The following is a 15,238-nucleotide window of genomic DNA, read 5'->3' as shown; positions in this document are numbered from 1 at the left end:
TGCCCCACGGGGCCCGGCCGATGCGTAGGTCGATGCGTTGGACACTCACCAGTCGCCGAGCAGGGTCCCGCAGCCGCCCAGGGCGGCCGTCGGGTACGCGGGCGTGCTCAACGACCTGCTGCCCATCGCGCTCTGGCGGGAGGACGCGCAGGGCCGGATCGTCGAGTGGTCACTGGCCGCCCAGGACCTGCTCGGCTACCGCCCGGAGGAGGCCATCGGCCGGCTCGCCACACCACTCCTCGTGCCCGACACCAACCATGAGCTCGCCGAGCGGCTGACCCGCAAGGTCCAGGCCGGCGAGACCGTCGTCGGCACCCTTCCCGTACGGCACCGCGACGGTCACTCGGTCGCCATGGAGATGTGGATCGTGCCCGCCGCCGACCCGGCGGGCAGACCCGGCGCCATGCTCATCGCCTTCGAGACCTCCCAGGTCCTGCGGATGCGCGACAACCTGGCCGCCCTGGAGTCGCTCTTCACCCAGTCGCCCATCGGCCTCGCCACCCTCGGCCCCGACCTGCGCTTCCTGCGCGTGAACAACGCCCTCGCCCGGATGAACGGCGTCCCGCCCGCCGACCACGTCGGCCGCCGGCTCACCGAGGTCGTCCCCGGCGTCAACGCCGGCGCCCTCGAGGCCCTGATGCAGCAGGTCCTCGACACCGGCACCGCCGTCGTGGACGCCCGCCGGGCCGGCCGCACCCCCGCAGACCCCGACCACGACCACATCTGGTCGAACTCCTACGCCCCGCTCCTCGACCACGGCGGCCGCCCGCTCGGCATCATCGCCTCCCTCATCGACATCACCGAGAGCCAGCAGGCCCACATCGAGGTCGAACGCGCCCGCCACCGCTTCGCCCTCCTCGCGGAGGCCGGAGCCCGCATCGGCACCACCCTCGACCTGCGGCAGACCGCCGAGGAGGTGGTCTCCTTCCTCGTCCCCCAGCTGGCCGACTCCGCCGACGTCCAGCTCCTGGAAGCCGTCCTGGAGCCCGACGAGTCCACCGCCGCCACCCGCGGCGTGCTGCGCCGTCTCGCCGCCCGCTTCCCCGACCCGACCGCGCCGACCGCCCTCCTCGCCCCCGGCCAGACCTTCCAGATCCCGCTCGACTCGGTGTACGAGGAGGTCATCACCGACGCCCGGGCCATGGACCTGTACACCGCCGACGTCCCCGCCCTCATCAAGGACCCGCGCCTGGAGGCCCTGCGCCGCTATCTCGCCACCCGCATCGGCTCCGCCCGGCTCATCCCGCTCGTGGCCCGTGGCAAGGTGCTCGGCACCGTCTCGGTCACCCGGCTGCGCAGCCGCGAACCCTTCGACGAGGAGGACCGGGTGCTCATGGACGAGGTGGTCGCCCGGGCCGCCACCAACATCGACAACGCCCGGCTCTACACCACCCAGCGGCAGGCCGCCCTCACCCTCCAGCGCAGCCTCACCAACAACGCCCTGCCCGACGTCACCGGCCTGGAACTCACCGGCCGCTACCTCCCGGCCAGCGACCACGACGTCGGCGGCGACTGGTTCGACGTGGTCGCCCTGCCCGGCGGCCGCACCGGCCTGGTCATCGGCGACGTCATGGGCCACGGCATCCACGCGGCGGCGGTCATGGGGCAGCTGCGCACCGCCGTCCGCACCCTGGCCCGCCACGACATCCAGCCGGCCCGCATGCTGCGCTCCCTGGACGCGGTCGTCGCCGACCTCGGCGAGGACGAGATGGCCACCTGCGTGTACGCGGTGTACGACCCGGCCGGAGCCGGCTGGACCATCGCCCGCGCCGGGCACCCGCCGCCGGCCGTCGTCACCCCGGACGGCACCGTCACCTTCCTCGACGGACCGCCCGGCACGCCCCTGGGCACGGGCGCGCACGAGTTCGGCACCGAGGAGGTGGCGCTCCCCGCGGGAGGACTCCTCGTGCTGTACACGGACGGCCTCATCGAGGCCCGCGACCAGGACCTCGACCAGGGCATGGCGAGGGTCGCCGCGGCGCTGCGCGACATGGACCGGCCGCTGGACGAGCTGTGCGACGAACTGCTGGCCGGGCTTCCCGAGGGCCCGGCCCAGGACGACGTGGCGATGCTGCTCGCCCGTACGACGAGGACGTGACGCCCGCCCGCGCGACGAGGAGCCGATCAGGGACGAGCTGATCAGACGGGGGCGCCGCGTTCCAGAATCTCCTTCAGGTGCTGCCCGTCGCGCGGCATCTCCTTGCGGACACGCGGCTTGACCATGAGGGGCACGATCGCCTTGCCGATGCCGTGGCCCTCGAAGTCGAGGGAGAGAGTCACCCGCGACCGCGTGCCGCCGTCGATCGGCTCGACGGTGCCCTCCAGGTCGGGCCGGACGGGCCCGTCGATGCCGTGGACGTGCCAGCTCCGCGGCGCGTCCAGCTTGGTGAGCTCGACGTTCATGTCGAAATCACGGTTCCCCATGTGCCGGGTGACCTTCATCTGCTGGCCGACGGCGCCGGAGGGGCCGCCGATCCGTTCCACCTTGACCGCGCTCTCCTGCCAGTCCGGCAGATGAGTCGGATCCGTGACGTAGGCGAAGACCTCTTCGGGCGGGCGGGCGATGTCGACGGAGGCAGTGATCCTGGACATGTCGCCTCCTTGCTCGGGCGAGGAAGGATCCCTCCCATCGTCCCACGCGGCAGGCCCACCACGCAGGCTCAGCGCCCGACGGACCGCGCCCGGTACAGGTCCCTGAGAAGGGCGATCTCCGCGCCGTGGTGCAGCAGTTCCTGGTTCATCCACCAGACGATCTCGATGAACGGGTTCTCGGGATCGCTGCCGTGCGGATAGCTGCTGAAGCCCACCGTGTCCAGGTCCTCGTCGGTCACCGACAGCAGCACCTCGCGCCAGGCGCCCATGGCCTTGTCGAAGTCCGCCACGGCCGAGGCGGCGTCCCCGCGGCTGTGGAAGTCGTCCCTGGTCAGGGTGCGGGTGCCGGCCGTGTGGTCGGTGCGCAGGAGGAACATCTCGGCGAGGTGGCTGAGCCGCCACGCCAGGGTGGTGAACGGCGCCGGCTCCGGGTGCGGCGGCGGTGCCGTGTCCCGCCCCCAGTCACCGGCCCCGGCCAGCAGCGTGGCGCGCGGCCCCGGGCCCGCCTCGCGGCGCCGGACCGACCAGCAGTCCGGCACCGGCTCCCACAGGTACTCGTCCTCCGTGACCGGCCCGACCGCGACGTCCGTCCCGTTGCCGCTGTCCATGACCGGGCCGTTGAGCCGGTTCACCAGCCGCTCGCGCGCGAAGTCGAACTGCTCGAGCAGGGGGACGAGACGGGGCGGCATCGCCATGGGACGCTCCGGAGGGATCGACGGGAAACGGCACGGTGCGCCCGCACCTTGTCACACAACACGCCGCGCGGCCACGGGATTTCGGCCCGGCCGGCCCGGTGCCCCGGGCCCCGGGGCCGGCTAGGAGGGCAAGGCGCCCGACAGGCCCCGCAGCCAGTCCAGTGCCGCCTGGGCGCTGAACTCCGCCTGGCCGCCCCGCAGCAGCAGATCCGCCGTGGCGAAGGCCGGGTCGTCCGCCGTGCCCGGCACGTAGGGCAGTGCGAGGCACCGCATCCCCGCCGCGTGCGCGGCCGCCGCGCCCGGCGGCGCGTCCTCCAGGACCACGCACCGCCCCGGTGCGGTACCGAGCCGGCGGGCCGCCTCCAGGAACACGTCCGGCTCCGGCTTGCCGCGGGCCACCTCCTCCGCCGACACCGCCGTCGGCAGGAACGGGGCGAGCCCCGTCCCGGCCAGCACGGCCTCGATCGCCGCCCGCGAGGAGCCCGAGGCCACCACCATCGGCACCGCGTCCGCGTGCAGCCGCTCCACGAACTTCCGCATCTCGGGGAAGACCGGCGTCGAGGCCCGGGCGAGCTCCAGATAGTGGCGGTTGGTGGCGTCGAGCAGCTCGTCGACCGGCGCGCCGACGCCGAACCTGCCGGCCAGCAGCTCCAGGGACTCGCGCGTGCCGATCCCGATGAACCGCGTGTGGTGCTCCCAGTCGTAGTCCTCGGGCGTCACCCCGTACGGGCCGAGGGCCCGGAGGGTGGCCAGATGGTAGTTGGGCTCGCTGTCCACCAGTGTGCCGTCGAGATCGAAGACGACCGAGAAGCGCGCGCTGTCCATGCGCCCAGCCTCGCAGAGGACGGGCCCGGTTCCGAGGGTCCTTGGTCCCTGGTACGGGCAGGAGCCCGCGGCCCGCCGCTCAGGAGCCGCCCGCCGTGCGCCCCGCCCGCGGCCCGCCGCTCAGGACCCGCCCGAACGCGTGGCCACCCCCCTCGCCCGCCGCTCAGGAGCCGCCGCGCCGCCCCACCGCCTCGACCAGCGGGAGCAGCCGGTGCGGCACCCGCTCGCGCAGGGCGATCTCGGTCCGGGTGCGGACCACGCCGGGCAGCTGGATCAGCCGCTGGATCACGTCCTCCAGGTGCCCGGCGTCCCGCGCCACCACCCGGGTCAGCAGGTCCCCGCCGCCGGTGATGGAGAAGGCCTCCACGATCTCGGGAACGGTCGCGAGAGCGTCGCCGACCTCGTCGAGATGGCCCTGCGTCACCTCGATGTGCACGAACGCGAGCACCGGGTGCCCGAGCGCCGCGGGCGAGAGCACCGGCCCCGTGGCCGTGATCACCCCGTCCCGCTCCAGCCGGTCGATCCGGGCCTGCACGGTGCCCCGTGCCACGCCCAGGATCCGCGCGTACTCGCGCACACTGGTGCGCGGCTGCTCGATGAGGAGTCGCAGGATGCGGGTGTCGAGCTCGTCCACCGCCATGGTCCGATGGCCTCCTTCTGGTCGAGATTCCCCGGCTTCGACTGTACCAATGGCCCACCCTCCGGCCAGCCGGTTGAGCCAGTGGGCGGACTGATGCTTTCCTCTTACAAGAGTTGACGACTGATGGCGCCGCGCACGCGCCGGACCGGCGAGGTGGCCGGCCCCGGACCCGCGGCGCCTTCGTCATGTGTACCTGCGTGTGCGTGAAGAGGGTGTGTGTTCGGAAGCGGGGGCGGAACGTCCGTCATGAAGAAGGGTCTGGACCGCGTCGGCGCGATGCTGCGGACGATGTGCGTGGCGCCCGATCCGGGGAGGGTCCGGCTGCGGGTGTCGAGTCGCGCCGTGCTCGCCGTGGGCCTCGCCGTGGCCGCCGCGGAACTGGCCGGCCTCTCGCTCACCGCGTCCATCACCGCCGGTCTGGCCGCGCTGCTCGCCCTCTTCACCGTCGCCGACCCGACCGTGCGCCGCCAGGCCGTGACGACCGCTCTGCTGCCGCTCGCGGGCTTCCCGGTCCTCGCCCTGGCCACCGTGCTGCACGGGACGCCACTGGTCCGCGACCTGGCCTGGCTCCTGGTGGTCTTCGCCGGCGTGTACGCGCGCCGCTGGGGCCCGCGCGGGCACGCGCTCGGCATCTTCGCCTTCATGCAGTTCTTCGTGACGCAGTTCCTGCACGCGGTGCCCGCGCAGCTGCCCGAGCTCTTCGGCGCCGTGCTGCTCGCGCTCGGCGTCGTCGGCGCGGTCCGCTTCGTCGCCTGGTGCATCGAGCGGCGCGTGCCGCCGCCCGCGGCTCCCGCGCCGCTGCCCGGCACCGGTCTCCGCCGGCCCACCACGCGGCAGGCCTTCCAGGTCACCGCGGCCTGCGCGGTCGCGCTCGCGGCCGGCCAGCTCCTGTCCCAGGAACGCTGGTACTGGGCCGTCGGCACAGCCTGGTGGATCTTCGTCAACACCGCCTCGCGCGGCGAGACCCTCGTCCGTGGTTTCCGCCGCGTCGTCGGCACCGTCACCGGCATCGCCGCCGGACTGCTCATCGCCCTGCCGCTGGGCGGCGCCCCGGCGCCGACGGCCGCCCTCGTCGCCGTCTGCGTCTTCGGGATCTTCTACACCGCGCCGCTCTCGTACAGCTGGATGATGTTCTTCGTCACCGTCATGGCGGGACTGCTGTACGGCCTACTCGGCGTCCTGCACCCGGGGCTGCTGCTGCTCCGGTTCGAGGAGACCGCCGTCGGCGCCCTCGGCGCGGCCGTCGGCGTCGCCCTGCTCCCCGTCACCACCCACGCGGCCACCAACGCCTGGATCCAGCGGGCCGTGACCTGCGTGCACGCCTGCACGACCGCCGCCGCGCGCCGGCTCGCCGGTGACCCGTACGCCGACCCCGCCGCCCACGCCGCCGAACTCGACCTCCTGCTCGGCCGGGCCCGGCTCTCGCTGGCGCCGCTCGTCCACCCGCTGAGCCCGCTGCGTGCCCGCAAGGCCCGCGCCCGCCACGTCCTCGCCCTGCTCGACGACTGCGCCCGCGCGAGCCGGGGCCTGGCCGAGGTCGCGGCCGACCCCGACGCCTCGCACGACGCCCGCCTCGCCGCCGCCGCGTGGCGCGTCGAGGCCGCCGTGCACGCCCTGGTCCCGCCGGCCGCCCCGGTACGCGCCGCCGAGACCGCCCCGGCCTCGCTGCCGGCCCACCACCCCGGCGCCGAGGCCGCCCTCGGTCACCTCCACGTCCTGGAGCACGCCCTCACGGCCCTGGCGACCCCGCTGCGCACGGCCCCGAGCTCCCCGCTCGTCCCGGCGGCCTGAGCCCGGGCGGACGGACAACGGCCGGGCCCACGGGGCCAGGCCGTCATCTCACCGCGGTGAACCCCCTCTTGGTCTAGACCTCCTGCTAACGTCGGCCAGGACGACGGCCGGTCTGCCGTGACCGGCCCGCAGGACAGGGGAGGCGCCATGGGTGAGGCACGGACGGGTCAGGCGGGCGCGCAGCGCCCTACGCGGGCGTTCATCGGGTCGTTCACCTCGGCGGGCGGCCGCGGCGTACTCGTCGCCGAGGCGGACCCCGAGCGGGGCGCGCTCCACATCACCGGAACGAGCGACGCCGTCACCGACCCCTCCTTCCTCGCCCTCGACGGGAACCTGCTCTACGCCGTCTCCGAGACCGAGGAAGGCGCGGTCGCGGTCTTCGACGTCAGCGGCCCCGAGCCCCGCCCGCTCGGCGCCCCCGTCCCCGTCGACGCGGCGGGGCCCACCCACCTCGCCGTCACCGCCGGGCACGTGCTCACCGCGAACTACACCTCCGGCAGCGTCACGTCCCTGCCCCGCGCCGCCGACGGCGCCCTCGGCCCCGTTGCCGGGCAGCTGCGCCACGAGGGCTCCGGGCCCGTCGCCGACCGGCAGGAAGGTCCGCACGCCCACCAGGTGGTCACCGACCCCGGCGGCCGCTGGGTGCTGGCCGTCGACCTCGGCACGGACTCCGTCACGGTGAGCGCCCTCGACCCCGCGACCGGCGCGCTGCGCCCGCACGGAGCCACCGCGCTGCGGCCCGGCACCGGACCGCGCCATCTCGTCTTCCACCCGGCCGGCACCCACGCGTACGTCCTGAACGAGCTGGAGCCCACCCTCACCGTCTGCCGCTGGGACGGCGGGACCGGCGTGCTCACGCCGCTGGGCGAGACCCGTGTCGTCCCCGAGGGCGCCCCCGGGCCGAGCTACCCCTCCGAGGTGGTCGCCGCTCCCGACGGGCGCTTCCTGTGGGCCGCCGTGCGCGGCGACGACACCCTCGCCGTCCTCGCGCTCGACGCGGCCGGCGACACCGCCCGGCTCGTCGCCTCGGTGCCCTGCGGCGGCCACTGGCCCCGCGACCTCACCCTCGACCCCTCCGGGCGCCACCTGTACGCGGCCAACGAGCGCTCCGGCGACGTCACCTGGTTCACCGTGGACCCCGACACCGGTCTGCCCGAGCGCGCGGGCTCGGTCCCGGCCCCCGCCGCCTCCTGCGTGGTCCTCGGCTGAGCCGGCGCGACGCCCACGGGAAGGGCCCGCACCGGATCGTTCCGGTGCGGGCCCTTCCCGTCACGGTCGTGCGCCGCCGGTGCGGCGGTCGCGCCTCAGCGGACCGGCGCGCCCGGCTGCGGCGCGATGCCCAGCGCCGACATGTACTGCGAGAGCACCAGCCGGCCGATCGCCGGGTACGCGCCCAGCGGCTCGGCCGCCGCGCAGCCGGCCTCCTTCGCGGCCGCGTCGAGCAGCCCCTCGGCCAGCTCCGGGCCGATCAGGTACGGGGCGAGCGCGAGCTGCTCCGAACCGGCGCCGCGCAGCTGCTCGGCGATCGACGCGATCGAACCCTCCTGGTCGAGCGCGGCGGCCATCACGGGCACCGCGAGGCGGGCCGCGAGCAGCATGCCGGTGATGCCGGCGGCCTGCACGGCCTCCTCGCCGCCCACGGTGGCCAGGATGATGCCGTCGGCCGCCGTGGCGACGGTGAACAGCCGCGCGCGGTCGGCGCGGGCCAGACCGGCCTCGGAGAGCCGCACGTGCAGCGCCTCGGCCAGCAGCGGGTGCGGGCCGAGCACGTCGGTCAGCTCGGCGGTGTTGCCCGCGTCCATCACGGCCTGGCGGATCTGCCGGGTCAGCGCGCTGTCGGGGCCCGCGAGCAGCGGCACCACGACCGCGGCGGGACCCTCCGGGGCGGCGACCTCGCGGCCGGCGGCCACGGCGATCTCGTACCGCTCGGTGCGCAGGGCCTCCACCCGCGTCAGCACCGCGGCGAGGCCGGGGTACTCGGTGTCGTCGCCGTCCAGGTAGCCGATCTCGGCCTCGATGCCGGGCAGCTCCGAGCGGGCGATGCTCACGACCTCCTCGGCCAGCGAGCGTATGGCGGCCGACGGCGCGCCGGGAACGGCGAGAACCAGCGTGGGAGCGCCCTCGGGCGCCGCCACGGGTTCAGGACGACGGTGCCGCCCGGACTGGCGGGGGCGCGGCATTCGTACAGGCAGGCCGGGAGTGGGCCCAGTGGGGGAGCTCATGGCGCCGCATGCTACTGGTTTCGCACGCCGCGCGGTTCGCTGAGGTGCGACTGAGCGACTTCTGCCCCGCTATGTCCGAACCGGCCGGTAATCGGCGGTTACCTGGCGAGTTGCAGCAGCCGTGGATCCTCCGGCAGAAGCAGCGATCCGTCGGCGAGCGCGGCCGCGATCGTCACCGCCCCGGCCAGCGGGTCGCCCGCCGCGGGCACTTCGCGGACGCCCGGCAGCAGCGCGCCGAACTCCGCGCGCAGCGGCCCGAGCAAGGGCTCGCCCATCATGAACAGACCACCCGTCAGGGCGACTTCCCTCCCGGGTCCGGAGGGCACGACGGCCGCCGCGGCCTCCGCGATGTGCGCGGCGGCACGCTCCAGGACGCCTGCCGCGACCGCGTCCCCGGCGGCCGCGCAGACGGCCACCTCGGGCGCGAACGAGGCGAGTACGGCCGGCCGGTCGGTGCGCGGATACAGCGCGCCCGGCAACCCGGCCGCCGGGCCGAACCGTTCCTCGGCGCGCGCGAGCAGCGCGGCCGAACCGCCCCGCCGGCCGTCGTACGCCCGCATCGCCGCCTCCAGGCCGGCCCGGCCGATCCAGGCGCCGCTGCCGCAGTCGCCCAGAAGGTGGCCCCAGCCGTCCGCCCGGCGCCAGCCGCACAGGTCCGTGCCGATCGCGACGAGGCCCGTACCACCGGCGACGACCGCGCCCGGACGCTGGCCGAGCGCTCCGGCGTACGCGGTGACCGCGTCCGCCGCGAGCGCGAGCCGCCGCACGCCCCAGGCCCGCTCGATCGCCCCGGGCAGCTCGGCCCGCAGCCGGTCGCCCAGGGTCGCCATCCCGGCCGCCCCGACGGCGACCGCGAGGAGGGACCCGCCGCCGGCCCGCGCCGTCATCGCGTCCACGGCCGGCAGCAGCTGTCCGAGCAGATGGCCGGCGTCGATGCCGCCGGCGCCGGTGCGCACCGGCTCACGGGACGAGACCGTCTCCACGATCTCCCGGCCCTCGCCGGCCGGTCCCTGCCCCGGGCGCGCGAGCGCGACCCGCAGTCCCGAGCCGCCGGAGTCCACTCCGACGACGAACGCGCGCTCCGGGGCGGTCGTCACGGCAGCTGCCAGTCCACGGGCTCGGCGCCCTGACGGAGCAGCAGTTCGTTGGTGCGGCTGAACGGCCGCGAGCCGAAGAAGCCCCGGTCTGCGGACATCGGCGAGGGGTGCGAGGACTCGATGGCCGGCAGGTTGCCGAGCAGCGGGCGCAGATTGCGGGCGTCGCGGCCCCACAGCACCGAGACGAGCGGCTTGCCGCGCGCCGCGAGGGCCCGGATGGCCTGTTCGGTGACCGCCTCCCAGCCCTTGTCGCGGTGCGCGCCGGGCCGCCTCGGCGCCGTGGTGAGCGCCCTGTTGAGCAGCAGGACGCCCTGCCGGGTCCACGGCGTCAGGTCGCCGTTGGCCGGCCGGGGGAGGCCCAGGTCGGTGTGCATCTCCCGGAAGATGTTCTCCAGGCTCGGCGGCAGCGGGTGCACGTCCGGCGCCACGGAGAAGCTCAGGCCCACGGCGTGGCCGGGTGTCGGATAGGGGTCCTGGCCGACGATGAGGACCCTCACCTCGTCGAAGGGCTGCTGGAACGCCCTCAGGACGTTCGCCCCCGAGGGCAGATAGGTCCGCCCGGAGGCGATCTCCTGCCGGAGGAAGTCGCCCATCGCGGCGATGCGTTCGGCCACCGGCGCGAGCGCGTGCGCCCACCCGGCCTCGACGATTTCGTTCAACGGTCGTGCTGCCACGCCGTCACTCTATCGGCGCACACCGACAACGCCCCCCGCCGTCCGAGCGGCCACCGCCCGACCGGTGACCGCTCGGACGGCCGTCGCTCAGCCGATCACCGCCGCCCGTACGCACAGCACGTCCGGCAGGTGCTCGGCGAGCAGCTGCCAGCTGTCCCCGTCGTCCGCGCTCGCGTACACCTCGCCGTTGCGGTTGCCGAAGTAGACGCCCGCCGGGTCGCCGTCGTCGGTGCACAGGGCGTCGCGCAGCACCGTGCCGTAGTGGTCGCCTTCGGGCAGGCCCTTGGCCAGCGGCTCCCAGGTCGCGCCCGCGTCGCTGGTCCGGTAGACCCGGCAGCGGTGCCCGGCCGGCACGCGGTCGGAGTCGGCGTTGATCGGGAAGACGTAGGCGGTGTCCGGCCGGTGCGGGTGGGCGGCGACGGCGAAGCCGAAGTCGGACGGCAGGCCCTCGCCGATGTCGGTCCAGCGCCCGCCGCCGTCGTCACTGCGGAACACGCCCCAGTGGTTCTGGAGGTAGAGCCGGTCCAGGTCCCCGGCGTCCTGGGCGATCTTGTGCACGCACTGCCCGAACTCCGGGTTCGGGTCGGGCAGGAACACCGCCGACACGCCTTCGTTCGACGGGGACCAGCTCGCGCCGCCGTCACGGGAGCGGAAGACGCCGGCGGTCGACACCGCCACGGTCACGGCGTCCGGGTCGCGCGGGTCGGTGACGACGGTGTGGACCGCCTCGCCGCCTCCGCCCGGCACCCACCGGTCCCGGGTGGGGTGCTCCCACAGCGGCCGCACCAGCTCGAAGGACTCGCCGCCGTCGGCGGACCGGAAGAGCGCGGCCGGCTCCGTCCCCGCGTAGACGACGTCGGGGGAGTGGGCGGGCGCGGGGTGCAGCTGCCAGACCCGCTCCAGCGAAGCCCCGCTGTCCTGCGGGAACTTGACCGCGGGCCGGGGCGGCTCCGTCCAGCTCCCGCCCAGGTCGTCGGAGTGGAAGACGGAGGGGCCCCAGTGCGTGCTGTCCCCTCCGACCAGGATTCTGGGCACCGGGCGGCGGGTGTCGATGCCGATCGAGTAGATCGCCTGCGCGTTGAAGTGAGGGGCGTCGAACTCCCATCGGCCGTCTCGCCCGCGGCCGATGAAGAGCCCCTTGCGGGTGCCCACGGTCAGTAGCACGTCGGTCATGCCGACACCTCCAGGACGCCGTTGTCGCGGATACGGGCCAGTCTGCACCCCACCACTGACAACGGCTCCCGGAGACCGCTCCGCCCCTGGTCAAGGGCGTGTTGTGCGGCCCGGCCGCGGACGCGAGGGCTCAGAACGCCCGGGCGTACTGCGGCGGGAAGGCGAGCTCCGCGCCCAGCTCGCGGGCCGCGCGGCGGGGCCAGGAGGCGTCGCGCAGCAGCTCGCGGCCGAGCAGCACGGCGTCCGCCTCCCCGTTGGCGACGATCTTCTCGGCCTGCGCGCTCTCCGTGATCAGGCCCACGGCGGCGACCGCGAGCCCGGCCTCCTCCTTGACCCGGGTGGCGAACGGCACCTGGTAGCCGGGGGCGACGGGGATCCTGGCCGGTCCGCCGTTGCCGCCGGTCGACACGTCGAGCAGGTCCACGCCGTGCTCGCGCAGCAGGGCGGCGAGGCGGACGGTCTCGTCCGCCGTCCAGCCCTGCTCCTCCAGCCAGTCGGTGGCGGAGATGCGGAAGAAGAGCGGCAGCTCCTCGGGCCAGACGGCGCGCACGGCGTCGACGACCTCCAGGGCGAGACGGGTGCGGTTCTCGAACGATCCGCCGTAGGCGTCGGTGCGCCGGTTGCTGAACGGGGAGAGGAACTGGCCGATCAGATAGCCGTGGGCGCCGTGCACCTCCACGACCTTGAAGCCGGCCGCGAGGGCCCGCCGCGCCGCGTCGCCGAACTGCCGGACGACGTCCTGGATCTGCTCGACCGTCAGCTCGGTCGGCACGGGGTGGACCTCGTCGTACGCGACCGGGCTCGGCCCGAGCGGCTGCCAGCCGATGCCCCGGTCGGCGGCGACGGGCCCGTTGCCCTCCCAGGGCCGCTGGGTCGAGGCCTTCCGTCCGGCATGGCCGATCTGGACGCCCGGTACGGTGCCCTGCGCGCTCAGGAACCCGGTGATCCGGCGCAGGCCGTCGATCTGCGCGTCGTCCCAGATGCCGAGGTCGAAGGGGCTGATCCGGCCCTCGGGGGCGACGGCGGTCGACTCCAGCAGGATGAGGCCGGCGCCGCCGGTGGCGCGGGCGCCGTAGTGCGCGAGGTGCCAGTCGCCCGCGACACCCGCGCCCGGACCCGTCGGCTCCGCCGAGTACTGGCACATCGGGGCCATCCAGACGCGGTTGGGGACGGTGACGGACCGCAGGGTGAAGGGCTCGAACAGGGCGGCGCTCATGACGGACTCCGTTTCGGCGTGACAGGTGCTGCCTCGGGATGACGTTCGTACGATACGCATCGTAGTACGGCACCTGTCAAACTACGAGGACCCTCGTACAATGGAGCTCCCATTCCCGAGAGCCGTGGAGCCGCAGCCGTGACGACCGCGACCAACCCCCGGGTCCTGGAACACCCCGAGCGCGAGGACATCCGCCTCGAAGCCGTGCTGCACGCCCTGTCCGACGCCGTACGGCTTCGGATCGTGCGCGACATGGCGCGCGGCGAGGGCGCCGAGTTCTCCTGCTCGCACTTCGCGCTGCCGGTCACCAAGTCGACGAGCACCCACCACTTCCGCGTGCTGCGCGAGAGCGGCGTGCTCCGCCAGCTCTACCGGGGCACGACCAAGCTCAACACCCTCCGCCGGGACGACCTCGACGCCCTCTTCCCCGGCCTCCTCGACGCCGTCCTCACGGCGGCCGAGTCCCAGGCGGAACGCCTGGGCGACTGAGGAGCGTATGGGGGGTTGGCGGACGGCGGGGCGGGCAGGGCGGGGGCCGGGACCGGGAGGGGAACACGATGGCAGCGAGCGGGCGGGGCGGGAAGCCGTGGCGGACAGTGCGGGCGCGGCTGCTGATGCGTCCGTTCCGCAAGTACGGCCCGGGGTCGGCCATGCGGCGGCCGGAAGCGGAGATACGAGCGCACGCACTCGTGGAGAAGGCCCTCGCCATCCACATCGGCGTCCACCCTCACGACGAGGAGTTGTACAGCCGTGGGTTCCTGACCGACTGGCGCGACAGGCTGGCACGGCAGATCGGCTGACGGGCTGGGCGTGGCTCCGGTGGACGAGTCCGGCCGGGGCGGGGGTGCGGTCCGGATCAGCCGATCGGCCGGCCCTCCCCGGCACGGTCGGCCGGGCCGCCCTCCCCGCGGTGTCGGGCGGCGTCGAGGACGGGGCCGCCGCGGGCCGCGCCGCGCAGGCCCGCCCAGTCGGGGATCTTCACCGGGCCGCGCCCCAGCGTGCCGCCGAGTGCCGCCTCGGCGCGTTCGATCGCCAGCCAGCCCGTCCAGGGCACCGGCTCGTGCCCGAGGGCGTGCAGCTCCGGCAGCGGGTCCGGCGCGATCGGGCGGCGGGCAAGCGCGGGGGCGTCGGCCAGCAGGGAGGCGACGGTCTCCTTGGCGCAGGGGCGGTTGGTGCCGATCACCCCGGTGGGGCCCCGCTTGATCCAGCCGGCCACGTACTCGCCCGGCGACGGGACTCCGTCGCGCAGCACCCGGCCCGCCTCGTGCGGCACCGTGCCCGTCGCCGTGTCGAACGGCAGCCCGGGCAGCGGCACGCCCTGGTAGCCGACCGCGCGCAGCACCAGTCCGGCCGGGATCTCCTCGTACCGCCCGGTGCCCCGCACCCGGCCCTGCTCGTCGGGCTCGGTCCGCTCGAAGCGGACCGCCGTGACCCGGCCGGCCTCGCCGAGGATCTCCACCGGCCGCAGGAAGAACCGAAGCCGGACCGCGCGGGCCGGCGGCGGGCCCTCGGCGGCGCGCCCGGCCCAGGCCCGTAGGACCTCCACGTTGCGCCGGCTCACGGCGGGCAGCCCGTCCGGGGCGGCGTACCCGGGATCGAGGGCGAGCTCTGCCGGATCGACCACGACCTCGGTGTCCGGCAGGGCGCCCAGTTCGCGCAGCTCCTTGGTGGTGAACCGGGCCGCGGAGGGCCCGCGCCGGGCCACCATGTGCACCTCGCGGACCGCGCTGTCCGTGAGCGCATCGAGGGCGCCCTGCGGGATGTCGGTCGGGCGCAGTTCGTCCGCCCGCCGGACCAGCAGCCGGGTCACGTCCACGGCGACGTTGCCCGCGCCGACGACCACGGCGCCGGCCCGGTCGAGGCCGAAGTCCTCGTGCACCGCGTCCGGATGGGCGCTGTACCAGGAGACGAACTCCGTCGCGGAGAAGCTGCCCCGCAGCTCCTCGCCCGGAATGCCCAGCCGCCGGTCGCGGGCGGCGCCCACGCAGTACACGACCGCGTGGTACAGCTCCAGGAGCCGGGCCGGGGTGAGTCCCCGGGTCCCGACCTCCACGTCGCCGAGGAAGGCGATCCGCTCGTCCTCCAGGACCGTCCGCAGGCTGCCCTGGAGCGATTTGATCTTCTCGTGGTCGGGCGCGACCCCGTAGCGCACGAGGCCGTACGGACACGGCAGCCGGTCCAGGACGTCGACCCGGATCCCGGGCACGTCGCTCTGCCCGACCAGTGCCTGGGCGGTGTAGACCCCGCTGGGGCCCGAGCCGACGACGGCGACACGCAGCACGGACGCACCCCTTCCCGCCGGGAGACCTCCAG

The 15,238-nt window shown here is 75.0% G+C and carries 15 protein-coding genes; 5 read left to right on the top strand and 10 right to left on the bottom strand.

Translation table 11 applies throughout. The annotated features are described in order from the left end of the window. The first annotated feature begins 37 nt into the window (after positions 1–37). Positions 38–2,098, top strand: coding sequence for a SpoIIE family protein phosphatase (locus tag ACFWJO_RS16420; RefSeq protein ID WP_386865582.1), 2,061 nt, complete (start codon positions 38–40; stop codon positions 2,096–2,098). 41 nt (positions 2,099–2,139) lie between these two features. Here the strand turns inward: ACFWJO_RS16420 and ACFWJO_RS16415 are convergent, their stop codons facing one another. The 4 genes from ACFWJO_RS16415 to ACFWJO_RS16400 form a co-directional block, all read right to left on the bottom strand. Beyond that, complete coding sequence (locus ACFWJO_RS16415; protein WP_386865580.1) at positions 2,140–2,592, bottom strand: SRPBCC family protein; 453 nt, start codon at positions 2,590–2,592, stop codon at positions 2,140–2,142. A 68-nt stretch (positions 2,593–2,660) separates the two neighbouring features. Further along, positions 2,661–3,287 carry a DinB family protein gene (locus ACFWJO_RS16410; RefSeq protein WP_386865578.1) on the bottom strand — a complete coding sequence of 209 codons (627 nt, stop codon included), beginning with the start codon at positions 3,285–3,287 and terminating at the stop codon, positions 2,661–2,663. A gap of 120 nt (positions 3,288–3,407) precedes the next feature. Beyond that, positions 3,408–4,112, bottom strand: a complete 705-nt coding sequence (locus tag ACFWJO_RS16405) for an HAD family hydrolase (protein ID WP_386865576.1) — start codon at positions 4,110–4,112, stop codon at positions 3,408–3,410. A gap of 163 nt (positions 4,113–4,275) precedes the next feature. Next, positions 4,276–4,752, bottom strand: coding sequence for an Lrp/AsnC family transcriptional regulator (locus tag ACFWJO_RS16400; protein WP_386865574.1), 477 nt, complete (start codon positions 4,750–4,752; stop codon positions 4,276–4,278). 246 nt (positions 4,753–4,998) lie between these two features. Between ACFWJO_RS16400 and ACFWJO_RS16395 the strand changes: the two genes are divergently transcribed. Both ACFWJO_RS16395 and ACFWJO_RS16390 read left to right on the top strand, forming a co-directional pair. Beyond that, a complete protein-coding gene (locus tag ACFWJO_RS16395) occupies positions 4,999–6,543 on the top strand; it encodes an FUSC family protein (protein WP_386865572.1) in 1,545 nt (514 codons plus the stop codon). 147 nt (positions 6,544–6,690) lie between these two features. Next, on the top strand, positions 6,691–7,752 hold the full coding sequence (locus ACFWJO_RS16390; RefSeq protein ID WP_386865570.1) for a lactonase family protein: 1,062 nt from the start codon (positions 6,691–6,693) through the stop codon (positions 7,750–7,752). A gap of 95 nt (positions 7,753–7,847) precedes the next feature. On the opposite strand, the gene ACFWJO_RS16385 is transcribed toward ACFWJO_RS16390, so the two are convergent. The 5 genes from ACFWJO_RS16385 to ACFWJO_RS16365 all read right to left on the bottom strand — a co-directional run bounded on the left by ACFWJO_RS16385 (position 7,848) and on the right by ACFWJO_RS16365 (position 12,925). Then, positions 7,848–8,765, bottom strand: coding sequence for a sirohydrochlorin chelatase (locus ACFWJO_RS16385; RefSeq protein ID WP_384409728.1), 918 nt, complete (start codon positions 8,763–8,765; stop codon positions 7,848–7,850). A 98-nt stretch (positions 8,766–8,863) separates the two neighbouring features. Then, positions 8,864–9,862 (bottom strand): BadF/BadG/BcrA/BcrD ATPase family protein, encoded by a 999-nt coding sequence (locus tag ACFWJO_RS16380; protein ID WP_386865568.1) that lies wholly within the window; start codon positions 9,860–9,862, stop codon positions 8,864–8,866. After that, positions 9,859–10,536, bottom strand: coding sequence for a uracil-DNA glycosylase (locus ACFWJO_RS16375; protein WP_384409724.1), 678 nt, complete (start codon positions 10,534–10,536; stop codon positions 9,859–9,861). Before ACFWJO_RS16375 ends, ACFWJO_RS16380 begins: the two co-directional genes overlap by 4 nt. An 87-nt stretch (positions 10,537–10,623) precedes the next feature. Then, complete coding sequence (locus ACFWJO_RS16370; RefSeq protein ID WP_386865566.1) at positions 10,624–11,709, bottom strand: WD40/YVTN/BNR-like repeat-containing protein; 1,086 nt, start codon at positions 11,707–11,709, stop codon at positions 10,624–10,626. A gap of 130 nt (positions 11,710–11,839) precedes the next feature. Further along, positions 11,840–12,925, bottom strand: a complete 1,086-nt coding sequence (locus tag ACFWJO_RS16365; RefSeq protein ID WP_386865564.1) for an NADH:flavin oxidoreductase/NADH oxidase — start codon at positions 12,923–12,925, stop codon at positions 11,840–11,842. Between the two features lie 138 nt (positions 12,926–13,063). Here ACFWJO_RS16365 and ACFWJO_RS16360 point away from each other — a divergent pair, with 138 nt between their 5' ends. Then, complete coding sequence (locus ACFWJO_RS16360; protein ID WP_386865562.1) at positions 13,064–13,414, top strand: ArsR/SmtB family transcription factor; 351 nt, start codon at positions 13,064–13,066, stop codon at positions 13,412–13,414. 68 nt (positions 13,415–13,482) lie between these two features. Next, the gene (locus tag ACFWJO_RS16355; RefSeq protein WP_386865560.1) at positions 13,483–13,725 is read left to right on the top strand and encodes a hypothetical protein; all 243 of its coding nucleotides are present in this window, start codon (positions 13,483–13,485) and stop codon (positions 13,723–13,725) included. Between the two features lie 56 nt (positions 13,726–13,781). Here ACFWJO_RS16355 and ACFWJO_RS16350 read toward each other — a convergent pair whose 3' ends face one another. After that, entirely contained in the window at positions 13,782–15,206 is a 1,425-nt protein-coding gene (locus ACFWJO_RS16350) for an FAD-dependent oxidoreductase (protein ID WP_386865558.1), read from the bottom strand. Positions 15,207–15,238: the final 32 nt, after the last annotated feature.

Origin of the sequence: Streptomyces sp. NPDC127092, from assembly GCF_042722475.1 — a bacterium.
Classification (GTDB): Bacteria; Actinomycetota; Actinomycetes; order Streptomycetales; family Streptomycetaceae; genus Streptomyces.
Note: the sequence above shows the minus strand (reverse complement) of the source record. Positions and strands in the feature narration are given on the sequence as shown.

Excerpts from the sequence above, each read along its gene's own strand:
- ACFWJO_RS16385 (WP_384409728.1), bottom strand. The coding sequence starts at position 8,765 with ATGAGCTCCCCCACTGGGCCCACTCCCGGCCTGCCTGTACGAATGCCG.
- ACFWJO_RS16370 (WP_386865566.1), bottom strand. The coding sequence starts at position 11,709 with ATGACCGACGTGCTACTGACCGTGGGCACCCGCAAGGGGCTCTTCATC.
- ACFWJO_RS16415 (WP_386865580.1), bottom strand. The coding sequence starts at position 2,592 with ATGTCCAGGATCACTGCCTCCGTCGACATCGCCCGCCCGCCCGAAGAG.
- ACFWJO_RS16405 (WP_386865576.1), bottom strand. The coding sequence starts at position 4,112 with ATGGACAGCGCGCGCTTCTCGGTCGTCTTCGATCTCGACGGCACACTG.
- ACFWJO_RS16390 (WP_386865570.1), top strand. The coding sequence starts at position 6,691 with ATGGGTGAGGCACGGACGGGTCAGGCGGGCGCGCAGCGCCCTACGCGG.
- ACFWJO_RS16355 (WP_386865560.1), top strand. The coding sequence starts at position 13,483 with ATGGCAGCGAGCGGGCGGGGCGGGAAGCCGTGGCGGACAGTGCGGGCG.
- ACFWJO_RS16410 (WP_386865578.1), bottom strand. The coding sequence starts at position 3,287 with ATGGCGATGCCGCCCCGTCTCGTCCCCCTGCTCGAGCAGTTCGACTTC.
- ACFWJO_RS16395 (WP_386865572.1), top strand. The coding sequence starts at position 4,999 with ATGAAGAAGGGTCTGGACCGCGTCGGCGCGATGCTGCGGACGATGTGC.
- ACFWJO_RS16365 (WP_386865564.1), bottom strand. The coding sequence starts at position 12,925 with ATGAGCGCCGCCCTGTTCGAGCCCTTCACCCTGCGGTCCGTCACCGTC.
- ACFWJO_RS16400 (WP_386865574.1), bottom strand. The coding sequence starts at position 4,752 with ATGGCGGTGGACGAGCTCGACACCCGCATCCTGCGACTCCTCATCGAG.